The following is a 24,655-nucleotide window of genomic DNA, read 5'->3' on the forward strand; positions in this document are numbered from 1 at the left end:
TCCTCGCCATGCACGCATCCTTGATTTCAAACATCGCCATTAACGAGTTCCTCCCTACATTGCGTTTATCGTACCAAACGCTTGATTGTTATGATTTTATCAGGAACAGACAGCGATTTCCACAAGTAATCCATTTTTCACAATCGTTTATGGAAAAGTTTGGTTTTTCGTGTGAACAGACGGGCAACAATGCCAAACAGCGGTGCCTTCTCCCGCCACACCGCTGTCCGACATCTTACTATTTAACCGGTCGATTCCACTTCAAATTGCAGATCGCCACTTTTGATAACAACTTTCATCGAATCCTGCTTTGTATCTACGAAAATGTAGCGGTCGGTATCAATATCCTTAGCCTGCCAATCCTTGAGCCGGATAATAAAACCGATATTCGTCTCGTCCGGCGCAACCGGAATACGAGCAATCGCACGTCCATGTTCCACCCGATCAAAGTCGACCTGACGGTGACCGAGTACAGAACCCCATACCCACAAATTCCAGCCGCGATAATCCTGATTCGGACGCTCGTATTCCACTTCAATGCTACGTGGTACGAACGGTGCAACTTCAAGATACCATTGTGCCGTCGCACGACCACATGTAACGGTAATTTTCGTTTTGCCTGCCGAGATGCCACGTACGACACCATCCTTGTTCACACGGGCAATCCGTTTATCGCTGGAATTCCAAGTTATTTTCGGTCGAGCAATCGGGCGTCCGTATTGATCAAGCACATCCGCTTTCAGACGCATGCGTTTGCCCGCATACACCTGATGCTCTCCCTGCAAATTGACCATATGCGGGACAAGCGTCTCTACATGCAGCAGCAGACAACTTTCCACATCGCCACAGGACACACAAATCGTCGTATTGCCTTCCCGCAGTGCCGTCATACGTCCATCCGCTCGAACTTGAACAATCTGATCGTTGGCAGATTGGAACCGTACTCGCTCCGCTGTGTATACACGTCCGCGCTGATCACGCGTAATTACATGCAGTTGCAGCTTTTCACCCGGTTCCATAATACTTGGCGTATAATCCCACTCCAGACTTGCTGGAATCGGCTTATATTGATCTTGCTCATCGAACAATACCATCATCGACAATGGCGCTACTGCCACTTCGCCTGACAGTACAGAAGCGAGCGGCTTGATACCAGCAGCACGCTCATTGACGACCACCTGCCACTGACGGCTAATTTGCGGCAACGTTACGTTTTGTTCTGTTGTAGCCGCATTGTAAATTACGATAATGTGCCGCCATTTATCACCGTTCGCGTATTCGCCCAGTTGGAACATGACGATCTGGTTGTCGCGGCGCAGTGCTTTTAAGTGCTGCTCCACATCTTTGCGCTCATTCATGCGAAATGCCGGATGATGCAGACGCAATTGGATCAGACCGCGATAATAATGAAATACATCGGCAAAGATATGCTTGTTTTCCCAACGGATCATATTAATCTCGTCGGAACTGCGATAACTGTTATGATCTCCGTATTTGGAACGTAATAACTCATCACCAGCATGGATAAATGGAATCCCCTGACTCGTCAACACGATACCATTTGCAAGCAGTGAGCGGCGCACCCAATCATGCTCCATCACACGGCTATAATCGAGCGTGCCATAAGGTTTTGCCTGTTCTACCGCTTCATCCACAGGCGTACCATCTGCCACCCGTCCATCTATCATATGCAAAAATGACAACTGCTGCTCTGCTCCGTTCACACGCACGATTTTGTCCCATAGATTCAGGTTATCATGCGCAGTGACATAGTTGATGCTCTCGCCCGGACGATCTGTAAAATCTCCAATCGAGCCATACACCCCCTGCACAATCTCGCCTTCCTTACCAAATTCACCAGTGACAAAGCCTTTAGAATCATCATCACTACCGCCCTTGATCGCACTACGGAAATTATCGTTAAACAGCGCAAATCCATTGCTGCGCTGTGCGCCTTTTAGCGTTTGCTGTGGTAATGGCGACCATCCACCTGTCCACGGCTCACCATAGATCAGAATATACGGATCAACATCCCGACGCAGTTCCTTTGTAAACTGGATCACCGTTTCCGTATCGATCAGACCCATCAGGTCGAAACGGAAGCCGTCCAGATGATACTCATTCGCCCAATAACGCAGCGAATCTTTAATATATTTGCGTACCATAGGACGCTCAGTTGCAATCTCATTGCCCACACCGGAGCCGTTGGTCAGCTGCCCGCGCTCATCTGTCCGGTAAAAGTAACCCGGAACCAGTCGTTCAAACGGACCATCCTCTACAGAAAACGTATGATTGTACACGACGTCCATGACGACGCGCATACCTTCGCCGTGCAGTGCCTGTACCATCTTTTTGAACTCGCGGATACGAGATGTCGGATCAGACGGATCGGTTGCATACGAGCCTTCTGGCACATTGTAATGCTGCGGATCATAGCCCCAATTGTATTTCACCTGATCGCTGTCTGGATCATCCACCGTCAACTCGTTGACCGTTTGAAAATCAGCAAGCGGCAGCAAATGGACATGCGTCACACCAAGATCACGCAAATGGTCAATGCCCACACTATTGCCATATTCATCCGTCAATCCAGTTTCGGTAAACGCCAGAAACTTGCCTTTATGCTGCATCGGTGCCTGTGGATCGCTGGAAAAGTCACGTAAATGCAGTTCATAAATCACCGCATCCGTTACACTTGCCATCGGTGGACGAATATCGTTGTCCCAGCCTTCGGGATCGGTAGAACGCAGATCGATAATAGCAGTACGTCGACCGTTCGCCGATACAGCACGTGCATATGGATCGACACTGTACTCCACGGTACCGTCATGAAACTCGGCGCGGTACATGTAGTATTCTCCTGCCAGATCACGGTTGACATGAACTTCCCACACACCGCCTTCTTCTGACTGCATGGACAGAATATGCCCGCCTTCATGATCATGTACCAGACCTTCTTCGTCATACTCGCCGGGATCATCATACAATACCAGATCGACGCGTATTGCATCAGGTGTCCACACTTTGAAGATACTCACGGCAGGGGTATACTGTAACCCCAGATCATCGATATCGTAAAAATAGTCTGTTGCAATATCCAAACTTCGCGTAAGCGAATGATTCATTTTATCGAGCATTATCTTCACCACCATTTCCATACATGATCATTGCATAATGCCTATGTTCCTTATCCATTGCTTGCGCGGGACTTGCCTTGCAGAGTGTAGGGTATGGAGCAGCAGCGACCATTTTGTGTTGCCTGTTACTTTGCAGCTGGTGCAATATCGTAACAGGAATCTTATGTTACTAACTACTTACTTAGAGTATCGGAAAATTTGTCGGATATTTGTAGGTTATGTCACCTGCACATTTGTGCAAATATAGGTCGGGGGCGGGATATTCATGAAGTGGATTACGCGGATGAAAGTATCGCCCATTGTGCAATCGTTAGCACAAATAACTGTATCAATCACAACAGCGACGGTCATTACTTCTAATTATTTCTAATTTACTTCTGGATGGTACGATCATTTCGTCAAAATCAACGGTTTGACGGTTGAATCAAGTAGCCCAACGATGTTAAAAAAAAGCAGCCGCGAATAGCGGTAGCGGCTGCTACACTTATTCCTTTACGTCGTACGCATCACTGGGCAGTCAATACCAGTGGTCCATCCGCTGTGATCGCAATCGTATGTTCATATTGTGCCGACCATTTGCCGTCAGCAGTGCGAGCTGTCCATCCATCTTCATCAATCGTCATTCGGTAGGTGCCTTCATTGATCATTGGTTCAATCGTGAACACCATCCCTTCTTTTAACCGCTGCCCTTTCCCCGGTAAACCGATATGGGCAAAACTTGGCGATTCGTGCAGATTGCGCCCGATGCCATGACCGAGCAGATCGCGTACGACGCCGTAACCATAACTCTCAGCGTGCTGCTGAATAACAGAAGTCACATCCCCCAGTCGATTGCCGACTACCGCCTGCTGAATACCAAGCTCCAGACATTCCAGCGTCACCCTCATTAGTTGCTCGGCTGACGGGGATACTTGTCCTACAGCATAGCACCAGGCGGAATCACCCAGCCAGCCGCCGTATTCGGCAACGATGTCGATTTTGACCACATCGCCTTCTTCCAACCGCCGCCGATCAGGGAATCCGTGTGCGATCACATCATTAACAGAAGCACACGTTTCATATTGAAATCCGTTATACCCGTTCGTAAACTGCTTGCCGCCGAGTTTGGTAATATGCTTTTTCACAAATTCATTGATCTCCAGTGTTGTGATGCCTGGTGATATCATCTGCGCAATATGACGATGGCAATCAGCCACAATCTGGCTGGCAGTCTTCATGTCTTCAATTTCTGACGGTGTTTTTAAAATAATCATCAGTGGAAACTTCCTCTCTTGATGTATGTAAGACAGCATCTGGACGTGTTATCCGCTGTGTAGATGCGGATGGATCGGATGATAGCTTCGGACGAAGATCAGAATACGGGTAAGCCGCTCCATGCTTGCTGTATGTATTATAGTAAACCTTGTGTGCGTATTCAGCAACTTTGAAATGGTAAAATACCTTGCTGTATAGATAGAACCGAATTGCCTATTTTATGAAACGATAGCTTCGATGCAGCGTATCATCATTCATGCTCATATGCAAATACAGTCATGATACCAAAGGAGACGATACGTATGCGTCGATTGATCAAGATCGGAAAATGGATTCTGTTTACACCACTCATGCTAATTGCCGGGTTATTACAACTTGAAGATCTAGTTCTACTGTTCAAAGACCAGAGACGGGATCAACAACTACACAATGACTCAATGTATCATCGTATCGAAGGCATTCGGAATTAACGACGGCATTCGAAGTTGATATCGTTCATGATAACTGTGCGATATACAAATTTCGTTCGTTAATACGTTGTGATACCGTTTAACACCATGCTTCAGGTATATTTTTTATCCAACTACATAAAAAGCCTGCCCTTTGCAGCTACACAGTTCCGCCAACAGGCGTTTACTGCATCGTTGCATCGGACAGGCTTTTTCATTGTTGATTTTTCGTGTTACGAAGGTGCTTGTACCAGCTGATCCAAAAAAGGACTATTCTTATCCGTCCCTATCGAATTTCGATCCATACGAGAAAGTCGTCACTCATTTGACCGTACGATCACTTCGCTGCAACCTGCGATTTACTCCCCTAAACGCTTACCAAGAATCGCCAGATGTCGGTCTTCTCCATCCAAGATAGCAACACGTGGCAAATGACCCCAATCTTCAAATCCGAATTTGCGTAGCAGATTCAGACTTGGATCATTATGGGCAAATACGAAGCCGAGCAAGGTATGAATATGCAGCGCCGGTGCCTGCTGGATTGCGTAACTAACCAGCTTGCTGCCAATGCCTTTTCCTTTAAAATCTTCATGTACATACACACTCAACTCTACCGTGCCATTATAAGCCGGTCGACCGTAAAAGGTCTGCAAACTCGTCCAACCAGCAATACGTCCACCCTGCCATAATGCCCATAATGGACGACGCTCTGGCTGGTGTTCGTCAAACCATGCCTGACGACTCTCGACCGTTACCGGTTCTGTATCCGCAGTCGCCAGACGACCGGGAATCGAAGAATTGTAAATGTCCACAATTGCTGCCAGATCTTCCTGACGTGCAATCTTGATCTCATATGCTACTGTTTCGCTCATCTCTCTACCTCACCTCAACAAAATTCTCTCTTTTGTATGATTCTAGTTGAGCATGCTACTGCTTGTAAATACGAATGGGACAATCACTGTGCGATGACGATTTTGCCCAATCATCATACTATGACATCAACGTATAAACGTGTTTCGTACGCGTACCGAACGCGAGAAATACAAATTCCACAGCAATGTAATAACAGCTGTCCAGATCATGCCACTCACCATGCTAACCGTTGGCGGCACGATGAAAAAGGTAAGTACAACGAGTGCCAGATTAATCAAAAGATACAAGCGTGCCATACGCGGGAACGAGCGTTTGCGCGTATACAGCAGCACGAGCAGAATGATTAACAACACCAATTTGATGCCTGCTGCCACCAGTTCAAAGCTAGATAACGACTGCAAATTCGTATCGTATACCGACAAGGCACGGTTCACTTCAGCTTGCATATCTGCCGGGAAAATATCCGGGTTGGCTGCGATAAACATAATAAATATGTAGGCGGGAATGGTGACAAAGGAAACGAATAGTCCCCAGTACATATACACCTGAAAAACAGCCATCCAACCGCCAAGTCCGACAAGCGGTGGACGATTGTAATCCGGTGGTTGTTGCCCCGGACGTGGGTTATTCGGTTGCCCGTTAAATGGTGGCTGCCCGGGATCGTTAGGATTGGGTGGAAAATTGTTGTTCATTGGTTCTATTTCCTTTCTAGTTCTAATCTGTTCCCAGACCGTACAAGACGGCTGATCGCGGTCGCTACTCGGCTTGATTTTGAATGTGTAATCATCCGGCTGCGAATCCGATGATACACCGCCAAATGATGCGCATAAGCACGCAAAACCCGCTTTCTCCAGTCTACCATAGCCAGCGTCAGAATAGTATTTTATCCTGCATGACCGCGTGTACTTCCCTTTCCTGTTACGTTTGGCTAAGCCCAGTCTGCCTTTCACTCCATGCCCATAGGCGTAATGCTTGCTGTCTATCCAATGCTCTGGATTGAAGTGGCATCACTTTTTTACGATAAAAATACTGACCGGTTTGCCCTGCAACCGATGGATCCGTTGCTAGAAATATAGCTGTCTCTGCTCCCTGCTCTGGCGTTTGAAAAAACGGTGTATGTGCCAGTGCAGAGAGCAAGCGTTTGCCAAAGCCGGTATCCCGATCCACACCGATACTCGTTGCAACCGCTCCGGGATGCAGGCTATTGACGGTGACGGATGTGTCTTTTAACCGCTCTGCCAGCACAGAGGTAAAATACAGATTCGCCAGCTTGGATTGCGAATAGGCGCTGACCACATTGTACCCATCCTGCAAATACGGATCATCCCAGTGGATTTTGCCGATTTTGTAGGCGTTGGAGCTGACGACTATGATGCGAGCTGCCTTTGCCTGTTGAAGGGCATCCAGCAGTAGAGAAGTCAGCAAAAAGTGTCCCAGATGATTGACTCCGATCGACATCTCGAAGCCATCTGCTGTTTCCTTGCGAGTAGGATTAACGACACCAGCATTGTTCAGTAGGACATCGAGATGGTCATATCGTTTGTAAAATTCAGCCGCGAATTCACGGATATTTTCCAGTGAACCGAGGTCGCACGTCATCAGTGTGAGCTGATCGGAACCACTCTCACGCTTCGCTTGCTCCAGCGCTTGCTGTCCACGCTTTAGATTGCGACACGCCATAATAATATGGTGCCCTTGCTTTGCCAGAGCGATGCTGGAAGCTAGTCCCATACCGGAATTGGCACCGGTAATGAGAATGATTTTGCGATCGGTAGCGGTGTTAGTGTTGTTAGCTGTGTTAGTGGTGTTAATATTTGCAGAATGAGTCATACGTTTGCTCCCTTCGATGTGCAGATGAAATGCAGATTGTTTTCGTTTGCTGTACGTTCCTTTTGTTGTTTTGAACTGTCGCATGTTAAATATTCCTATCTTTCATTGAAACATGTCTATCTCATTAGCATAAGTTTATATTTATGTTATATGTCTATGTCATTAGTGCATGCTAATATCTCATACGAATATATTTTGTATTATGCAGCCTTATATTTTAAGTAAACGTAAAGGAGTTCAGCAACGCATATGGAATAGGTATAGTATGGAATAATAAGGAATATGGGAAACGACAAAAAGCACGTAAAAAAGCCGTCATCCTGTTCTGTAACGAACAAGACAACGGCATGTACTAACAAGCAATATACGGTATATTCCTCTTTTCACCACTGTACATTCTGCTCATCCATATTCCGTCGATCTTTACTAAGAAATATGAATATTGGGGCACATTAATCCTGAGCGTGCGCACCATAAGCAGCTGCATCCAGTAGCTTGGACAGAGCAGCATCCAGATCGCCGTCCACCTTCAGCTCTAGCATCCAACCACGACCGTATGGATCGGTATTGACCAGCTCTGGCTCGGTTTCCAGATCGGGATTCAAGCGACTAACAACACCAGCTACCGGACAAAACAGATCGGATACCGTTTTGACCGATTCGATCGTGCCTACGACTTCATTCTCGCTCACATTGCGACCGTCTTCTGGCAATTCCACAAATACAATATCACCCAGCTGATGCTGGGCAAAGTCCGTAATACCAATCCGTACTGTATCATCACCAATACGCTCTACCCACTCGTGTTCCTCACTGTACAACAGCTGATCCTTGATTTCGCTCATGATTATGCTCCTCCGGTTCCATGTCGTGATTGCATTTTGCTCAATGCCACAAGAGTATAGTAAGGAAGTTGGCACTGTCAAGAGGCTTGACATCGTTTACTCAATCAAGTATTAATATAATAAACATACAATTTTAACGTTTCTAGTGTTGAATGTTCGGAAATACATAACATCATATGTGAGCGGATGAACGTACAGGGAGAGACTGCCACACCGATGGCAGCGCCGAAGGAGTAAGCCGGACACGGTGAATCTCTCAGGTATCAGGGACCTGTACCGGACGCAACTCTGGAGAGCATCCGGTGTAATTAACGATAAGTGCACAGCGGATCACCCAAGGGGAAACTTGTTTTGAGCCATTCTGAATAACCGGCAGACATTACTATGCTGGTAAGAATGTTCAGCGAGGTAACTCTCAGGTACCAAGGACAGGGAGAAAAGGGAATGAAGTACCGGATATATGCCGGTTTCTTTCCCTTCTCTTCCTGTCTTTTTTGTGCTTGTATACCGTTTCACCGCTCAAAATACTATTTCGAGGTGAATCCACATGACTGAATTGAAACGAACACCGCTTTTCCCGCTGTATCAACAATCTGGTTCCCCGCGCTGTATCGATTTTGGCGGCTGGGAACTGCCGGTACAATTTTACGGTATCCAAAAAGAACATGAAGCTGTACGCGAACGAGCTGGTTTATTCGACGTTTCCCATATGGGTGAAGTGATCATCAGTGGCGCTGGCGCACTCCGTTATCTACAGCATATGCTGACCAACGATGTTTCCCGTTTGCAGGATGCACAGGCGCAGTACACACTGATGTGCTATGACAATGGCGGCGTTGTGGATGATCTACTCGTTTACCGGATCGGTGAGGAGCATTATATGCTCGTGCTGAACGCATCGAATATCGATAAAGATATTGCATGGCTGCGCCAGCATTTGCCAGAAGGTGTGCAATTGAAGGACATTTCGGAGCAAACGGCATTGATCGCTCTGCAAGGACCGCATGCGTCCGCCATTCTGTCCAAGGCAGCTGGCAGTGATGTATACGCTGAATTGCCCGGCTTTTCCTTTGTACCGGAAGCGAAGTTGTTCGATGTGGAAGTGATCATCTCCCGCACAGGCTATACGGGCGAGGATGGATACGAGATCTATGCCCCGGCTGCACAGGCAGATGTAATCTGGAGCAAGCTGTTGGAGATTGGTGAGGAAGATGGATTGATTCCATGCGGACTTGGTGCACGCGATACACTGCGTTTTGAAGCGAAGCTGCCGCTCTACGGGCAAGAGCTGTCGGCGGACATTACGCCGCTGGAAGCAGGGCTTGGTTTCTTCGTGAAGCTGGATAAGGGTGATTTTATCGGACGCGACGTACTCGCTGGGCAAAAGGAACACGGTGCTCCACGCAAAATGGTCGGCATTGAGCTGATCGACCGTGGCATTCCGCGCTCACATTATCCGGTGTACCGCGATGGTCGGCAGATTGGCGAAGTGACTACCGGCACACAATCGCCGACATTGAAGCGCAATCTGGGCTTGGCACTGATCGAAGCGGATAGCGCCGCACTCGGTACGCCGGTCGAAGTCGAGATTCGCGGCAAGCTGTTGAAGGCAGAAGTCGTGAAGGCTCCTTTTTACAAACGTCAACCGGTGAACGTATAACACATTATATGATGCAACTATAGCTCATGCTCCATGCTGCTGATGTTCATTGTTAGCTGATGTTCATTGTTATATGTGGTGTTTACAGTTTCATCGTTGGCATAACCGTATAGACAAGATCACAGCTACGAGCAGCTTCTCATTCACGGACAAATTTACTGTTACCTATCGTTCTAAATAGACGCATACGCTTGCAATCACAACGAAATGTACGGCTAGATGCTCAATAGACAACAAAATCTGGTAACTTCTCTTCTGCGATATTGCACGTCACGCAAGTCCACATTAACCGGTAGCTACGCTGCCGAAAGGAGTACAGCCTATGAAATCCCATCGTTATATCCCGATGACACCACAAAATGAGCAGGACATGTTAGCCGTTGTCGGTGCTTCTTCCATTGAGGAATTGTTCAAGGACATTCCAGCTTCTGTTCGTTATGAAGGTACGCTGCCGATGTCCGGTATGCTGGACGAATATGCGCTAACCCGTCATCTGTCTACACTGGCAGGACGCAATGCGGATACAGATCGCTATACAAGCTTTCTTGGTGCGGGCATTTACGATCATCATATTCCGTCCGTCATCAATCATGTGATTTCTCGTTCGGAATTTTATACAGCATATACTCCATATCAACCGGAGATCAGTCAGGGTGAATTGCAGGCGATATTTGAATTTCAATCGTATATTTGCGAATTGACCGGTATGGCAGTTGCGAATGCCAGTATGTATGACGGTGCGACCGCACTGGCAGAAGCCGCTTCGCTAGCAGCCTCTGCTACCCGCCGCAGTAAGATTGTCGCCTTCTCCACCATTCATCCCGAATCCCGCGCTGTTGTGAACAGTTATGCACGCGGACTCAATCTGGATGTGGTCGAAGTAGCTTATGGCGATGGCATTACCGACATCAGTGCACTGGAAGAAGTGCTGGATGATCAGACAGCGGCTGTACTGGTGCAATCGCCGAACTTCTTCGGAGGCATTGAGGGCATTCAAGCAGCTGCGGATCTCGTACATCAACATGGCGCACTGCTCGTCGTCAGCACCAACCCGATCTCACTCGGTCTACTGGAAGCACCGGGTAAACTAGGCGCAGATATCGTCGTCGGTGATGCGCAACCACTTGGTATCTCGATGTCACTCGGCGGTCCAACATGTGGATTCTTCGCCGTTTCACAAGCACAGATGCGCCGCATGCCGGGTCGTATCGTCGGTCAAACAACGGATCGCAACGGGAAACGTGGCTTCGTACTGACACTGCAAACACGCGAACAGCATATTCGCCGTGACAAAGCGACATCCAACATCTGCTCCAATCAGGCATTACTCGCCTTGTCCGCTTCCGTTTATATGTCCGTGATGGGCAAACAGGGGATGCAAGATGTCGCTAATCTGAATGTACAAAAGGCTCACTACGCCGCACAACAGCTAGCACAGATTACAGGCTGCTCGCTGGCGTTCCAGTCTCCATTTTTCAATGAATTCGTACTGAAATTACCGCAAGCTACAAGCGCATCGCAGGTCAATGCCAAGCTGCTGGATAAAGGCTATATCGGTGGGTACGATCTCGGTCTGAGTTACCCGGAATTGTCTGGGCATATGCTGTTCGCCGTTACAGAAAAGCGCACCAAAGCCGAAATGGATCAACTGGCTATCGAATTGGAGGCATCGCTATGACAAACGAAACGTTACCAACTAGCACCCAGCCTGTCGGAGAATCTACACCTGCGGTTGCATCGACCGAAATACAAGGCGATATTGTCAAAGAAAAAGCACTCATTTTCGAATTGAGCCAGCCGGGTCGTGTTGGTTATTCGCTGCCAGAATGCGATGTACCACAGGTGGATGTGAGTACCCTCATTCCACAGGACATGCTGCGCAGTGAAGCCGCCGCCCTGCCAGAAGTGTACGAAGTCGACGTGATCCGCCACTATACCGAGCTGTCCCGCTTGAACTTCGGCGTGGATAATGGCTTCTACCCACTCGGTTCGTGTACGATGAAATACAATCCCAAAGTAAACGAAGATGTAGCACGCTATGCTGGATTCGCCAAAATCCATCCGTACCAACCAGAACAAAGCATTCAAGGTGCATTGGAACTGCTGCACACGCTGCAAAACGATCTAGCTGCACTGACCGGCATGGATGCTGTCACCCTGCAACCAGCTGCCGGAGCACATGGCGAATGGACAGGTCTGATGATGATCCGCGCCTATCACGAGAAGCGCGGCGAGCATCGCACCAAAGTAATCGTACCGGATTCTTCGCACGGTACGAATCCTGCCAGCGCAACCGTTGCCGGTTTCCAAACGATAACAATCCCGTCCAACGAACGCGGGCTGGTCGATCTGGATGCACTGCGCGCCGCTGTTGGTTCCGACACTGCTGCACTCATGCTGACTAACCCAAATACACTCGGTCTGTTCGAAGAACAAATTACCGAGATCGCACAGGTTGTGCACGAAGCTGGCGGACTGCTGTATTACGATGGCGCTAACTCCAATGCGATCATGGGCATCGCCCGTCCCGGTGATATGGGCTTCGACGTTGTCCATCTCAATCTGCACAAAACGATGAGCACCCCACACGGCGGCGGCGGTCCCGGCTCCGGTCCGGTTGGCGTAAAAAACAAATTACTGCCATTCCTGCCTGAGCCAGTCGTAGAACAACAACAGGACGGAACATACACGCTACGTTCTGGCTCCCCAGATTCCATCGGTCGTGTCAAAGCATACTATGGCAACTTCGGTATTCTCGTTCGCGCTTATACCTACATCCGTAGCTATGGACCCGAAGGATTGCGCCGCGTATCAGAATGTGCCGTACTGAACGCCAACTATATGATGCATCGTCTGAAAGACCACTACATGATGCCATACGATAATGTGTGCAAACACGAATTCGTTATGTCTGGTAAAGGTCTAAAACAATACGGCGTACGCACACTGGATGTCGCCAAACGACTACTAGATTTTGGCTACCACCCACCAACCGTCTATTTCCCGTTGAATGTAGAAGAATGCATCATGATCGAACCGACCGAAACCGAAAGCAAAGAAACACTTGACGCCTTCATCGACACCATGATCCGCATCGCAAACGAGGCCAAAGAAACACCAGAGCTGGTACTGAATGCACCATACAGCACCCCAGTCAGTCGTCTCGACGAAGCAACCGCTGCTCGTAAACCAGTACTCAACTGCGCATGCAGCTGATCACCAACTACAATCGTTCATATTTCCAAAAAAGGAGCATACCGCAATGGTATGCTCCTTTTTTCTGATATTACTCGAACATCTTCACCATATCACCTGCATTACCTGCATTACCTGCATTACCTGCATTACCTGCATTACCTGCATTACCTGCATTACCTGCATTACCTGCATTACCTGCATCAAGTATGCTCTCATCTCTCCCAATACAATACATAAATATTCCAATATCTATATTTGAAATCGAAACATACCATACGCAATAGGAAAACGAAGTTACGTATCGAATAATGATAACAGCTACATATCTACTTATGAAAAGAGGCGTCTTATGAGCAAATTCGGATTATTCGGCAAATTCACAGTACAGGAAGGTCAGCGCGATCACATGGTCGATATTCTACTTGATGCTGCGAAATCAATGGAGCAGTTGCAGGAATGCGAGCTTTATACCGTCAGCATTGCCGAAAATGAACCCGATTGTATTTACGTTTACGAAGTATGGAGCAACCAAGACGCGCATCAGGCATCGCTAACTTTAGAGTCAACACAGACACTAATCCAAAAAGCCAAACCAATCATTACCGGAATGGAACGCATATCCACCCTCCACCCCATCGGCGGTAAAGGCTTAAGTTGATAAAAGCATTATACTGCTTTTAGTGCTTTTAGTGCTTTTAGTGCTTTTAGTGCTTTTAGTGCTTTTAGTGCTTTTAGTGCTTTTAGTGCTTTTAGTGCTTTTAGTGCTTTCACCATTTACCCATTACACAAATCCTCACATATCAATACTTTTCACCCTATACCAACTTCCATTTCTCTAATCCCATTTTTATCATGTACCTTAAATACACTATTACCACATCGTTCACCATGCACATTACCAAATTACACATCATCAAAGCAGTCGCTATACAATATAACAGTTGCTACTTGCACAGAGCGGAGGAAAAGGAATTGTCCAAAAGGTCGATCTTTAAGCCTGTAGATTCACCGACTTATCCCATTCCAGAATCTACAGGCTTAACCGGAGACCGTTGGACAATCCTTTTCTGCAGCGGTCTCCCCAAAGCAACACCCACCACGACAACAGTAACAACAGCAATAACAGAAAAAAAGCTGATACTCCGAATGATCAGAGTATCAGCTTCATGGGATTGTTGGACAAACAATAAAAAGTCTTTGTAAAACGAATTCCACTCACATCATGCCGCACAAAGCTGCACCACATGCAAAATGAAAATCAATCTTACGCCTGAATCGCGTTTACCAGCTCAACCACTTCTTCGGCTGTTTGCATATCGAGTGCTTTGGTAGCCAGCTCTTGCATCTCAGCTTTGGACAGTTTGGCGATCTGACTGCGTGCAGGCAGGATCGAGCTTGCGCTCATGCTGAACTCATCAAGTCCCAGACCGAGCAGCAGTGGAATTGCAGTTGCATCCCCTGCCATCTCGCCACACATACCAGCCCATTTGCCTTCTTTGTGTGCTGCATCGATTACCATTTTCACCAGTCGCAGAATGGACGGGTTGTATGGTTGATACAGATAGGAGACGCGTTCGTTCATACGGTCAGCTGCCATTGTGTACTGGATCAGATCGTTTGTACCGATGCTGAAGAAGTCCACTTCTTTGGCAAATTGGTCAGCCAGAACAGCTGTCGAAGGAATCTCAACCATGATACCGAGTTGGATATTGTCGGAAACGGCAATACCTTCAGCAACCAGTTTGTCTTTCTCTTCAACCAGAACCGCTTTCGCTTGACGGAATTCGCCCAGTGTCGCGATCATTGGGAACATGATACGCAGTTCACCGAATACGCTTGCTCTGAGCAGCGCACGCAGTTGCGTACGGAAAATGTCCTGACGATCCAGACAAAGACGAATCGCACGGAAGCCGAGGAACGGATTCATTTCTTTTGGCAGAACCAGATACGGCAACTCTTTGTCGCCACCGATGTCCAATGTGCGGACAACGACTGGTTTGCCTTCCATGCGTTCCAGTACGGTTTTGTACGCGTTAAATTGCACATCTTCCGAAGGCAATTCGTCGCGACCCATGTACAGGAACTCGGTACGATACAGACCTACCGCTTCGCCGCCGTTATCAATAACGCCAGCTACGTCGTTTGGTGTACCGATGTTGGCAGCCAGCTCGACGTGAACACCGTCTTTGGACACAGTGGTTTCATCGCGCAGTTTGCGCCATTCTGCCACTTGTGCTTCGTACGCTTCACGTTTTGCACGGTAATCTGCCAATACAGTCTCATCCGGGTTTACAATAACGTTCCCTTCAAGACCGTCGACGATAACGATATCGCCGTTTTGTACGACTTCCATAACTTCCTTCGTACCTACAACCGCTGGAATCTCCAGAGAGCGTGCCATGATTGCAGAGTGGGAAGTACGTCCGCCAATATTGGTAGTAAACCCTTTTACATAGTTACGATCCAATTGTGCTGTATCCGAAGGCGTCAGATCTTCAGCAATGATCACGACTTCTTCGCGGATTTCCGCAGGACTTTGGAAATTCACGCCCATCAGGTGGTTGATCACGCGTTTGGTTACGTCACGCATGTCTGCTGCACGTTCCTGAAGGTACGCACTCTTCATGTTTTCGAACATCGTCACGAATTGCGATGCAACTTCGTTCAGTGCGAATTCTGCATTCACCATATCGCTAGTGATCTTGTCTTTGACCGGATCAATCAGCTCAGGATCGTTCAGAATCAGCAGGTGAGATTGGAAAATCTCAGCTTTCTTTTCGCCCATTTCTTGCAGGGTACGTTCTTTGATCGCCTCAAGTTCGCCCTGAGATTTGGTCAGAGCGTCTTGCAGTTTAGCCAGTTCGGCATCGGTGTCACTTACGGAGCGCTTGGTGATTTCGTACTCAGGATGCTCCAGACGGAATGCTTTGGCAATGGCGATGCCCGAAGACGCCGCAATTCCCAAAATATTAGCCATTGATTTCGCCTAGCCCTTCGTTCACCATAACATCAGTCAAAGCTTTCAGAGCAGCTTCTTCTTCAGCGCCAGTAGTGGACAGAACGATAACGTCGCCTTGTTCCAGACCTAGGGACAGAACGCCCAGGATGGATTTCAGGGTTACTTTTTTACCTTTCGCTTCAGCAAAAGATTCAGTAGAAGCAAATTTGTTAGCAGCAGTTACCAGAGCTGTTGCCGGGCGTGCGTGGATACCATCTTCATCAACGATTTTAAAGGATTTTTCCATTATAGAGTCACTCGCTTTCTTGTAATTTGGGGTTTTGTTAAATAGATGTAAATCATCAAGCCATCCACTCTATTGTACAGCATAATAACGCTGGATGCACCTTCTGCCAAAAAAAATTTCGACTTTTTTCAGCAACAGCCAACAATTTCCGATAATTTTTAGGCAATTTCATGAACGAATCATTGAAATGCTACAGATCACCAAAAAATGCTTTCATTCCGTAATGATAGCAAACTATAGGCGAAGCTCATGAGAGCCGCCTATAGTTTGTTAGGAATGCTGTTCAACGTTAAGCTTCCTGTTGTTCAGCTGCATAGATGTGGATATTCAATTCATGATGCTGCCTGTTTACATGAAACGGTGCTGCATGACATGCGGATTTACTTAATGGAGATAATGTCGCCTTCTCCGCCTTTGACCGTACCGGATTTGTTCAATGTAACGGTCGCGCCTTCCGGCAGGTTCGAGAAGATCACCGGCGTGATGATCGATGGTGCATTGGCTTTGACATACTCCAGATCCACTTCCAGGATCGGTTGGCCTGCCATCACATCGTCGCCTTCGGCAACGAGGACATTGAAGCCCTGTCCTTTCAGTTTCACTGTATTCACGCCAACGTGTACGAGAATTTCTTTGCCCGTTTCGGACATGATGCCGATGGCATGCTTGCTCGGGAACACGTTGAATACTTTACCGTTAACTGGAGAAGCAATTGTACCGTTGGATGGCAGAATCGCGAAACCGTCACCAGTCATTTTTTGCGAGAAGACAGGATCAGGTACTTCGGTAATGCTCAACAGTTCGCCGTCTGCTGGAGCAACGATCATTTCCTCAGCCATGATGTTCACTTGCTCTTCGGCTGTGCCTTTGACAGGTTCATTGTCTACGCTTGGTGGTGTAGCTCTTGGTGTGCGACCCGCAATAATGTCCTGCATTTGCGATTTGATCGTATCGGAGCGTGTACCGAAGATAGCCTGGATATTATTACCCACTTCCAGGACACCGGACGCGCCCAGTGCTTTCAATTGACCTTTATCCACGTTTTTCGGTTCTTTGACCTGAATACGCAGACGAGTAATACATGCATCCAGACTCGAAATGTTCTGTTGTCCGCCAAAAGCGTCCAGAATTTTGCCTGGCAGTTCATCTTGTGTAGCTGCGCCAGTGCTGGAACCTTCTTCGCTAGCTACGGTATCTTCGCGACCCGGTGTTTTCAGGTTGAATTTGCGGATGGCAAAGCGGAAACCGAAGTAGTAAATAACGGCAAGAACCAGACCAACGATGATTACGTACCACCATGGCGTACGGTTCGGAATCACACCGAACAGAATGAAGTCAATCAGACCGCCGGAGAACGTCATACCAATTTTGACACCCAGCAATTGCATGGTCATGAAGGACAGACCTGCGAAGATTGCGTGGATACCGAACAGTACAGGAGCAACGAACAGGAACGAGAATTCCAGTGGCTCGGTAATACCTGTCAGGAACGAAGTCAGTGCTGCGGAAGCCATAATACCGGCAACGTATTTTTTATGTTCCGGTCTGGATTCGTGATAGATTGCCAGTGCTGCGGCAGGCAGACCGAACATCATGAACGGGAATTTACCAACCATGAATGTACCAGCTGTGAACGGAACGCCATCACGCAGCTGAGCCATAAAGATGTTTTGGTCACCACGTACCAGTTGACCTGCTTTGTTAACATATTCGCCAAATTCAAACCAGAACGGCGAGTAGAAGATATGATGCAGACCGAATGGAATCAGGGAACGCTCAATCACACCAAAGATAAAGGCGGACAGTGTAGGGTTCGCATCAACCATGTTGTGAGATACGGTGTTCAGGAACGATTGAACCGGTGGCCAGATCACGATCATCACAAGACCGAGAATCAGGGAACCGACAGCCGTCATAATCGGAACGAAACGTTTACCGGCAAAGAAGCCGAGATACGAAGGCAATTCGATTTTGAAGAAACGCTTGTACATAGCTGCTGCTAGAATACCGACGATAATACCGCCGAATACACCCGTTTGCAGCGTTGGAATACCGAGTACAGAAGCAACGGAGAAATCCTGTTTGCCTACTTGATCGGCAGTAACGCCCATCGCTGTACCCATTGTAACGTTCATAATCAGGTAACCGATAATTGCGGCAAGACCCGCAACACCTTCACCACCGGCAAGACCGACGGCAACCCCGACCGCGAATAATAATGATAAGTTACTGAATACGATTTGACCGGAGTTCATCATAACTTCGGCAGTGATTTGAATCCACTTTGCATTCAGTGCAGGTATATACTGCAAAAAGTCTGGATTTACCAGCATGTTACCGATACCGAGCAGCAAACCTGCCGCAGGCAGAATCGCTACTGGCAACATCAACGCTCTACCGACTTTTTGCAAAACGCCAAACAGACGTCTAAACAATACAGCCACTTCCCCTCAAGAATATAGTAAAATAAGTATTTTCTGCCAATATAATGCGATTTTACTCTCCATCTTGTATTGACCCAGATGGAGAACTCTTCAAACCTCTGTCGCCGCTTTTATTGCCGTCGTCAGAACGGTATATTCCGAGCATCCCGATCATCGCATGATCTTGGCATTCTTCTCTCGAATTTCGGGCAAACATGCAAAAAAGGCATGAGCGAACAACGCACCTGTAAAATAAAACCCCAGCCCATCAGGAGGATCATACTCTCTCCCTGGATATGATGTCTTACTTTGCAGATACTTTGTAAACTCATGCCTGATCGAATCAGTAACACGTTGTATCCGTTATTCAATTGAAGATTACGTTCTGAATTATAGCATTGACCTTTCGAACGTGCAAGCCTTTTCATTAAAAAAGTTACTCATTTTTCTCAACAAACCGTTGCAGATGCATCGTCAGGTAACTGACTTCAGCGGCATATACCGGACGACGCAGCCGTCTTTCCATCATTTTGGTCAATTTCCATGCGAGCGAATATACTTCTGGGTATTCCAACTTCAGCATTTCTTCCAGCCGATGGGTCGCTGCTACCTTCTCCCCACGACGAATACGCTCGATTGCAAACCGCAGATGGGTCAGCAGACGCGAATAATCAAGGGTGTCACCGGTAATATTCAAATCAAGCGCATCCTCCACAACTTTTACCATATCGGCGATCAGCCGGGAATGTGACTTGATCTCGGTAATATGTTGGTCGGTCAATGCGCTATAAATATGCAGCGCTACAAAACCGATCTCATCTTCTTCCAACGTTACGCCCAGCTTGTTATGAATCATCTCCAACGCATGCTGTGCCAATCGATATTCAGCCGGATACATCTCCCGCGTTTCATACAAAAAAGGATTCTGCACGGTCATGCCCTGCTCCGCACGCTTGATCGCAAACGCGATATGATCGGTTAATGCAATATGGATATGCTCGTTGAGCGGAGTTTTGCTTTCTTTATTAATATAATGAATAATCTCGTTGATTACTTCGATAATACGTTCATCAATCTGCACAGCGAGCTGCTTGTATTGCTCCTGCTCCTGCTGATTGGTCAAAATAAACATCTTCTCTACGACGTCCAGTGGGATGATATCATGCGACTTACGGTTGAAGCCGATTCCCTTGCCGATCACCACAACCTCTTCGTACTGGGGATGGTCTGCGATGATTACGTTGTTATTCAGTACTTTAGCCACCTGTAGGCTGCTCACATTTGCACCCCTTTTACTATCGCCTTATCCCGACTAAGTTATCAAAAAAACACTATTCCGTCAATAACAAACGCCCATCGGCGCGGTGATGCAAAGAGGCGATCAGACCTCTTCAACGAGAGAATCCGACCGCCTTTTGCCATGGCATGCTGTGTTGAATACGATGATTGTCGACTACAGGATTATATTGAACTAGTTATTCTGTGATAGCGTCTTTATTTGATTCCGACAATGGCTGATCGATGATGCGATTGGATTCGTGAACGCCGATATGGTGAGCAGTCAGCTCATTGGGTAGCAGCTCCAATACAGTGTCCGTTTCCTTCTGTACATGAACAGGCTGCTTATCGACAGATTTCGTTGGAACTGCTTGTCTGGTAAAGCCTTTGATCATCTCTTCCAGATCCAGACCAGACACGCTGCGCAGCATTTCCGGCGCGGTTGCCATCAGCTCCGTTACATAATTGCTGACACGGGTAGCACCACCGCCTTCGCCTTTACCGGTATCGACGACAGTCAGCTTGTCAATGCCGCTGATTGGCTCGGCGATTTTGCCTGCCAGCTCTGGTAGCATTTTGGCAACGATATCGAGGATGGCGGCTTGACCGTAGTTTTCGAAAGCTTCTGCCAATTTTTGCTTCGCATCAGCTTCGGCAAGACCGCGTAAACGAATGACTTCGGCTTCTGCTGTACCTTTGGCACGTTCGGCATCAGCGATGGCAAGACCAGCAAGACGCTGCTGCTCTGCCGATGCTTTGGCTTCGGTTTCGATGGAGTACTGATGGGCTTCTGCCTGACGCATTTGACGAGCTTTGTCTGCCTGCGCTGCTTGTTCGACAGCGAAGCGATCGGCTTCGGCTTTTTTCTTCACTTCGGCGTCATATTGTTTCTCACGAACGGTAATTTCACGTTCTTGCAAGTCAATCTGACGCTCCTTGCGTACGAGTTCGATACGCATTTGCTCTTCCATCATAATCTGCTTCGCTTTTGCTTCTTGAATATGATAAGCCTGATCCGCTTCGGCTTTGGCGGTATCTTGTTCTTTTTTGAAGGCAGCGATTTTTAGTTCTTTTTCTTTCTCGGCTTCGGCTACATTCGTATCGCGCAGCAATTCGGCTTTTTGTCCTTCTTGCTCGGCGCGTGCTTTTTGGATACGTGAGTCACGTACTGCTTCGGCTTCGGCAATATCGGCATCCCGTTTTACAGCAGCAATCCGTGGTTTACCGAGCGCTTCCAGATATCCGTGCTTGTCGCGCACATCTTTGATAGTAAAAGAGACGATCTGTAAACCCATCTTTTTCAAATCACGGGCAGCGACACTCTGTACTTCCTGTGCAAAACGGTCACGGTTCCGATACACTTCCTCAACCGTCATCGAACCTAGAATCGAGCGTAGATGCCCTTCCAGCACTTCCTGCGCTTCGCTCTGTAACGCCTGAATCGGCTTACCCATGAATTGTTCAGCAGCAGTAGCTACGTCTTCTACGGAGCTGCCGATTTTGATAATTGCTACGCCATCTGCCAGCACAGGTACACCTTGTTCCGTGTATACTTCCGGTGTGCTCACATCCAGCTTATGTGACAGTAACGATAGAAATTCAGACTTCTGAAAAATCGGCCAAATAAACGCGCCGCCACCACGTACAATCTTGATTTTGCGTCCATCCCCATCATCAGAAATGTTACGACTGCCGAGAAACGAGCCCGTCACCACCATCGCTTCATCAGTGCTGACTGTTTTGTAACGCGCCCAGAAGGTAACACCAAGTACGAGTAATACAACGACAACAACGACTGGGATCAAAATCAATTCATTCCACATATTCATACTCTCCCCTTTGATTGAATATCGAATATCGCCATTTCGTTTGAGACGAACCTATCTGTATGAAGCTCTGTATGAAGCGTATACCTATTTCCTTAGCTGACGATCTTGTTCAACCGTTACCTAGTTCTTGGTTACGTATTTACCTGCGGATATTGTGTATTTCTTTCTATTGAAAAGAATCATCCTACTAACTCGGAGCGAGCATCGACTGACGTTCAAATTCAGCGACAGCCAGCACGCCTTCCGACTCCTCGACAATGACGACGCGCACACCTGCGGCAATGGCACAGCGGTCAAAGCTTGACGCGATATGTACCGTGTTGCCACCCGCAACAACAATCATCACTTCTCCGTATCCGACCTCTGGCACCGGGATCGTTATTTCTCCAATTCGTCCAACCATCTCGCGGATAGAGTAGCCAGTCGATACTTCGCTATGTTCCATCGGTTTGACATAAGCAAAAAAGACAAGCAGTGCACCTGCTACCGCAGCTGCCAGCGATCCGGTCAGCACGATTCCGGTGGACAATCCCGTATACCGATCCAGCAAAATCCCAGCACCACCAAACACCGTTACCATACCAGCAAGCACAACGGGTTTAAACAGATCCAGTCCTGGCAATTCCAATCCGCCGAATACATCACCCAGCCAGTCACCAAAAATCAGACTAAATAACGCATACACTGTACCAATGATGAGACACGTCCAATAGAGCGTTTCCATAACGTGGCCTCCTTTCCGCCTTCCGCCGCTATCCGGTGGAGCCGATATGGATATGTACGAAAAGCACCAATCGATTGAAAAGATGTCAAAACAACTAATTTCAAACATGAGTTTGCGGCAATAGCCGCTAGAAATGGCGATATACCTATAATTACGTATATACACCCTACAGGTTTCAATTTTTTACAATTATGTTAGAGAAGTGGAATATGTATGATTGTTATCTTGCATAACCGATTATGTTCAGCACAGCTGATTGTTCTATTTTCGAACGGCTTGCAAGCAATATTCTTAAATGATATCGAGCAACGCCTTCGTAATGTATCGCAAGATTGCTCAACTGTGATCAGAGCAAAAAAGCCTGCTTCCGTTCAACGGAAACAGGCTTGGCTTGATATCGTAAAGCTGTATTCATGTAATTAATATCAGCAAAACTTACAGTGACATGCGGTAGATTTCGCGTACGTCTTCGGCTTTCAGTTTGGCAAAGTTACCGAACGATGGGCCGAATTTGAGAGTTTTCTCTACCATTACATCGATTTGGCTATCGTCGATGTCATAGTCTGCCAGACGGCTTGGTGCGTCGATGGAGTTCCAGAAATCACGCAGCGCTTGGATTCCTTCTTCGCCTACTTGCTCATCCGATTTGCCGGATGGATCGACGTGGAATACGTTGACTGCCAGTTTGGCAAAACGAGCCGGATTCACATGCAGGTTGTGTTTCATCCAGTTCGGGAACAGAATCGCCAGACCGCCACCGTGTGGAATATCGTATACGGCAGAAACGGCGTGCTCAATGTTATGCGTTGCCCAGTCACCAGTCACGCCCATGCTCAGTACGCCATTCAGCGCCATCGTACCGGAGTACATAATGGTAGAGCGCAGCTCAAAGTTTTCCAGATCGTTCACGAGCTGTGGACCTGCTTCGATAACAGCACGCAGTACGGATTCGCAAGAACCGTCCTGTACTGGTGTGTTTTCTTCTGGATGGAAGTACGTTTCCAGTACGTGGGACATCATATCCACGATTCCGTATACGGTTTGGTCTTTAGGCAGAGAATACGTAAATTCTGGATCAAGGATCGAGAATGCCGGGAATGAGTATGCGCTGCCCCAGCCCAGTTTCTCTTGCGTTTCCGCATTCGTGATTACGGAGCCAGAATTCATTTCGGAACCAGTCGCCGCCATTGTTAGAATCACACCGAGTGGCAATGCGTCTTGAGCAGCTGCTTTGCGCTCGATGATCTCCCATACGTCGCCATCGTATTTCGCGCCAACGATGATCGCTTTGGCACAGTCGATCACGCTACCGCCACCAACAGCCAGTACGAGGTCGATTCCGTTATCTTTACACAGCTCAACGCCTTTACGTACTGTGCTCAGACGCGGGTTTGGTTCTACGCCTGCCAGTTCGGTTACATTGGCGCCGGCTTGGCTTAATTGCGCCAAGACCTGATCGTACAGACCGGAGCGCTTGATGCTACCTCCACCATAAACGAGCAGTACATTTTTGCCGTATTTAGAGATTTCTCTTTGCAGTGTTTGCAGTTGGCCTTTGCCAAAGATCAATCGTGTTGGATTATAAAATTCAAAAGATTTCATATCGGAAAATCCTCCCTTGATTCGTTACGCAATCATCACCCAATCATTGCGATAAGTTAGTTACGGTTCTGTAGCCCTTTACAATTATATACCTTTGTCACACAAAAACAAAATCGTCTGGCTATTCTCCGCCTGATTCCATTCGTCATGCTACTATGGAGTTTGTCATAATGCTATAGAGAATGGTAGCCAAGTAGCAAGAAATGGGAACTCATTGGCTGATACTTTTATATCAAAGGCTGATACCTCTTCAGCAAATGAAGTGCAGACAACAAAACTACTCTGTATACTTGTAAACTTCACATTTC

General features: G+C 47.5%; 18 protein-coding genes and 1 riboswitch. Of the genes, 5 read left to right on the forward strand and 13 right to left on the reverse strand.

The window, feature by feature from the left end; genetic code table 11:
• Positions 1 to 242: 242 nt before the first annotated feature.
• A complete protein-coding gene (gene pulA / locus ACE3MZ_RS17555; RefSeq protein ID WP_411343424.1) occupies positions 243 to 3,137 on the reverse strand; it encodes a type I pullulanase in 2,895 nt (964 codons plus the stop codon).
• A 506-nt stretch (positions 3,138 to 3,643) separates the two neighbouring features.
• On the reverse strand, positions 3,644 to 4,390 hold the full coding sequence (gene map / locus ACE3MZ_RS17560) for a type I methionyl aminopeptidase (RefSeq protein WP_411343425.1): 747 nt from the start codon (positions 4,388 to 4,390) through the stop codon (positions 3,644 to 3,646).
• Between the two features lie 303 nt (positions 4,391 to 4,693).
• On the opposite strand from map, the gene ACE3MZ_RS17565 reads away from it, so the two are divergent.
• On the forward strand, positions 4,694 to 4,861 hold the full coding sequence (locus tag ACE3MZ_RS17565) for a hypothetical protein (protein ID WP_411343426.1): 168 nt from the start codon (positions 4,694 to 4,696) through the stop codon (positions 4,859 to 4,861).
• Positions 4,862 to 5,199: 338 nt separating this feature from the next.
• Here ACE3MZ_RS17565 and ACE3MZ_RS17570 read toward each other — a convergent pair whose 3' ends face one another.
• The 4 genes from ACE3MZ_RS17570 to gcvH form a co-directional block, all read right to left on the reverse strand.
• The gene (locus tag ACE3MZ_RS17570) at positions 5,200 to 5,712 is read right to left on the reverse strand and encodes a GNAT family N-acetyltransferase (RefSeq protein ID WP_411343427.1); all 513 of its coding nucleotides are present in this window, start codon (positions 5,710 to 5,712) and stop codon (positions 5,200 to 5,202) included.
• A 126-nt stretch (positions 5,713 to 5,838) separates the two neighbouring features.
• Positions 5,839 to 6,405 (reverse strand): DUF2569 family protein, encoded by a 567-nt coding sequence (locus tag ACE3MZ_RS17575; RefSeq protein ID WP_411343428.1) that lies wholly within the window; start codon positions 6,403 to 6,405, stop codon positions 5,839 to 5,841.
• Between the two features lie 226 nt (positions 6,406 to 6,631).
• Entirely contained in the window at positions 6,632 to 7,543 is a 912-nt protein-coding gene (locus ACE3MZ_RS17580; protein WP_411343429.1) for an SDR family oxidoreductase, read from the reverse strand.
• Positions 7,544 to 7,995: 452 nt separating this feature from the next.
• Positions 7,996 to 8,388: a glycine cleavage system protein GcvH gene (gcvH, locus tag ACE3MZ_RS17585; protein ID WP_411343430.1), complete on the reverse strand. Its 393-nt coding sequence runs from the start codon at positions 8,386 to 8,388 to the stop codon at positions 7,996 to 7,998.
• Between the two features lie 186 nt (positions 8,389 to 8,574).
• Positions 8,575 to 8,671, forward strand: a riboswitch (glycine riboswitch).
• A gap of 264 nt (positions 8,672 to 8,935) precedes the next feature.
• Between gcvH and gcvT the strand changes: the two genes are divergently transcribed.
• From gcvT to ACE3MZ_RS17605, 4 genes are all read left to right on the forward strand, one after another.
• The gene (gene gcvT / locus ACE3MZ_RS17590) at positions 8,936 to 10,048 is read left to right on the forward strand and encodes a glycine cleavage system aminomethyltransferase GcvT (RefSeq protein WP_411343431.1); all 1,113 of its coding nucleotides are present in this window, start codon (positions 8,936 to 8,938) and stop codon (positions 10,046 to 10,048) included.
• A gap of 322 nt (positions 10,049 to 10,370) precedes the next feature.
• Complete coding sequence (gene gcvPA, locus ACE3MZ_RS17595) at positions 10,371 to 11,726, forward strand: aminomethyl-transferring glycine dehydrogenase subunit GcvPA (RefSeq protein WP_411343432.1); 1,356 nt, start codon at positions 10,371 to 10,373, stop codon at positions 11,724 to 11,726.
• A gap of 80 nt (positions 11,727 to 11,806) precedes the next feature.
• Positions 11,807 to 13,264 carry an aminomethyl-transferring glycine dehydrogenase subunit GcvPB gene (gene gcvPB, locus ACE3MZ_RS17600; RefSeq protein ID WP_411346835.1) on the forward strand — a complete coding sequence of 486 codons (1,458 nt, stop codon included), beginning with the start codon at positions 11,807 to 11,809 and terminating at the stop codon, positions 13,262 to 13,264.
• Between the two features lie 331 nt (positions 13,265 to 13,595).
• Positions 13,596 to 13,904, forward strand: coding sequence for a putative quinol monooxygenase (locus ACE3MZ_RS17605; protein ID WP_411343433.1), 309 nt, complete (start codon positions 13,596 to 13,598; stop codon positions 13,902 to 13,904).
• 606 nt (positions 13,905 to 14,510) lie between these two features.
• On the opposite strand, the gene ptsP is transcribed toward ACE3MZ_RS17605, so the two are convergent.
• From ptsP to ACE3MZ_RS17640, 7 genes are all read right to left on the reverse strand, one after another.
• Positions 14,511 to 16,223, reverse strand: a complete 1,713-nt coding sequence (gene ptsP, locus ACE3MZ_RS17610; protein WP_411343434.1) for a phosphoenolpyruvate--protein phosphotransferase — start codon at positions 16,221 to 16,223, stop codon at positions 14,511 to 14,513.
• Positions 16,216 to 16,491, reverse strand: a complete 276-nt coding sequence (locus tag ACE3MZ_RS17615; RefSeq protein WP_367060826.1) for an HPr family phosphocarrier protein — start codon at positions 16,489 to 16,491, stop codon at positions 16,216 to 16,218. Before ACE3MZ_RS17615 ends, ptsP begins: the two co-directional genes overlap by 8 nt.
• A gap of 380 nt (positions 16,492 to 16,871) precedes the next feature.
• Positions 16,872 to 18,926 (reverse strand): glucose-specific PTS transporter subunit IIBC, encoded by a 2,055-nt coding sequence (gene ptsG, locus ACE3MZ_RS17620; RefSeq protein ID WP_411343435.1) that lies wholly within the window; start codon positions 18,924 to 18,926, stop codon positions 16,872 to 16,874.
• Between the two features lie 424 nt (positions 18,927 to 19,350).
• Positions 19,351 to 20,193 carry a glucose PTS transporter transcription antiterminator GlcT gene (gene glcT / locus ACE3MZ_RS17625; protein ID WP_411343436.1) on the reverse strand — a complete coding sequence of 281 codons (843 nt, stop codon included), beginning with the start codon at positions 20,191 to 20,193 and terminating at the stop codon, positions 19,351 to 19,353.
• Positions 20,194 to 20,389: 196 nt separating this feature from the next.
• The gene (locus ACE3MZ_RS17630) at positions 20,390 to 22,021 is read right to left on the reverse strand and encodes an SPFH domain-containing protein (RefSeq protein WP_411343437.1); all 1,632 of its coding nucleotides are present in this window, start codon (positions 22,019 to 22,021) and stop codon (positions 20,390 to 20,392) included.
• 187 nt (positions 22,022 to 22,208) lie between these two features.
• A complete protein-coding gene (locus ACE3MZ_RS17635; protein WP_411343438.1) occupies positions 22,209 to 22,745 on the reverse strand; it encodes a protease in 537 nt (178 codons plus the stop codon).
• A gap of 435 nt (positions 22,746 to 23,180) precedes the next feature.
• Entirely contained in the window at positions 23,181 to 24,347 is a 1,167-nt protein-coding gene (locus ACE3MZ_RS17640) for an iron-containing alcohol dehydrogenase (RefSeq protein ID WP_411343439.1), read from the reverse strand.
• Positions 24,348 to 24,655: the final 308 nt, after the last annotated feature.

It is taken from the genome of Paenibacillus sp. WLX1005 (genome assembly GCF_046603685.1).
Taxonomy (GTDB): domain Bacteria; phylum Bacillota; class Bacilli; order Paenibacillales; family Paenibacillaceae; genus Saccharibacillus.

Coding starts and splice junctions, on each gene's coding strand:
- pulA (WP_411343424.1), bottom strand. CDS start 3,137: ATGCTCGATAAAATGAATCATTCGCTTACGCGAAGTTTGGATATTGCA.
- map (WP_411343425.1), bottom strand. CDS start 4,390: ATGATTATTTTAAAAACACCGTCAGAAATTGAAGACATGAAGACTGCC.
- ACE3MZ_RS17565 (WP_411343426.1), top strand. CDS start 4,694: ATGCGTCGATTGATCAAGATCGGAAAATGGATTCTGTTTACACCACTC.
- ACE3MZ_RS17570 (WP_411343427.1), bottom strand. CDS start 5,712: ATGAGCGAAACAGTAGCATATGAGATCAAGATTGCACGTCAGGAAGAT.
- ACE3MZ_RS17575 (WP_411343428.1), bottom strand. CDS start 6,405: ATGAACAACAATTTTCCACCCAATCCTAACGATCCCGGGCAGCCACCA.
- ACE3MZ_RS17580 (WP_411343429.1), bottom strand. CDS start 7,543: ATGACTCATTCTGCAAATATTAACACCACTAACACAGCTAACAACACT.
- gcvH (WP_411343430.1), bottom strand. CDS start 8,388: ATGAGCGAAATCAAGGATCAGCTGTTGTACAGTGAGGAACACGAGTGG.
- gcvT (WP_411343431.1), top strand. CDS start 8,936: ATGACTGAATTGAAACGAACACCGCTTTTCCCGCTGTATCAACAATCT.
- gcvPA (WP_411343432.1), top strand. CDS start 10,371: ATGAAATCCCATCGTTATATCCCGATGACACCACAAAATGAGCAGGAC.
- ACE3MZ_RS17605 (WP_411343433.1), top strand. CDS start 13,596: ATGAGCAAATTCGGATTATTCGGCAAATTCACAGTACAGGAAGGTCAG.
- ptsP (WP_411343434.1), bottom strand. CDS start 16,223: ATGGCTAATATTTTGGGAATTGCGGCGTCTTCGGGCATCGCCATTGCC.
- ACE3MZ_RS17615 (WP_367060826.1), bottom strand. CDS start 16,491: ATGGAAAAATCCTTTAAAATCGTTGATGAAGATGGTATCCACGCACGC.
- ACE3MZ_RS17630 (WP_411343437.1), bottom strand. CDS start 22,021: ATGAATATGTGGAATGAATTGATTTTGATCCCAGTCGTTGTTGTCGTT.
- ACE3MZ_RS17635 (WP_411343438.1), bottom strand. CDS start 22,745: ATGGAAACGCTCTATTGGACGTGTCTCATCATTGGTACAGTGTATGCG.
- ACE3MZ_RS17640 (WP_411343439.1), bottom strand. CDS start 24,347: ATGAAATCTTTTGAATTTTATAATCCAACACGATTGATCTTTGGCAAA.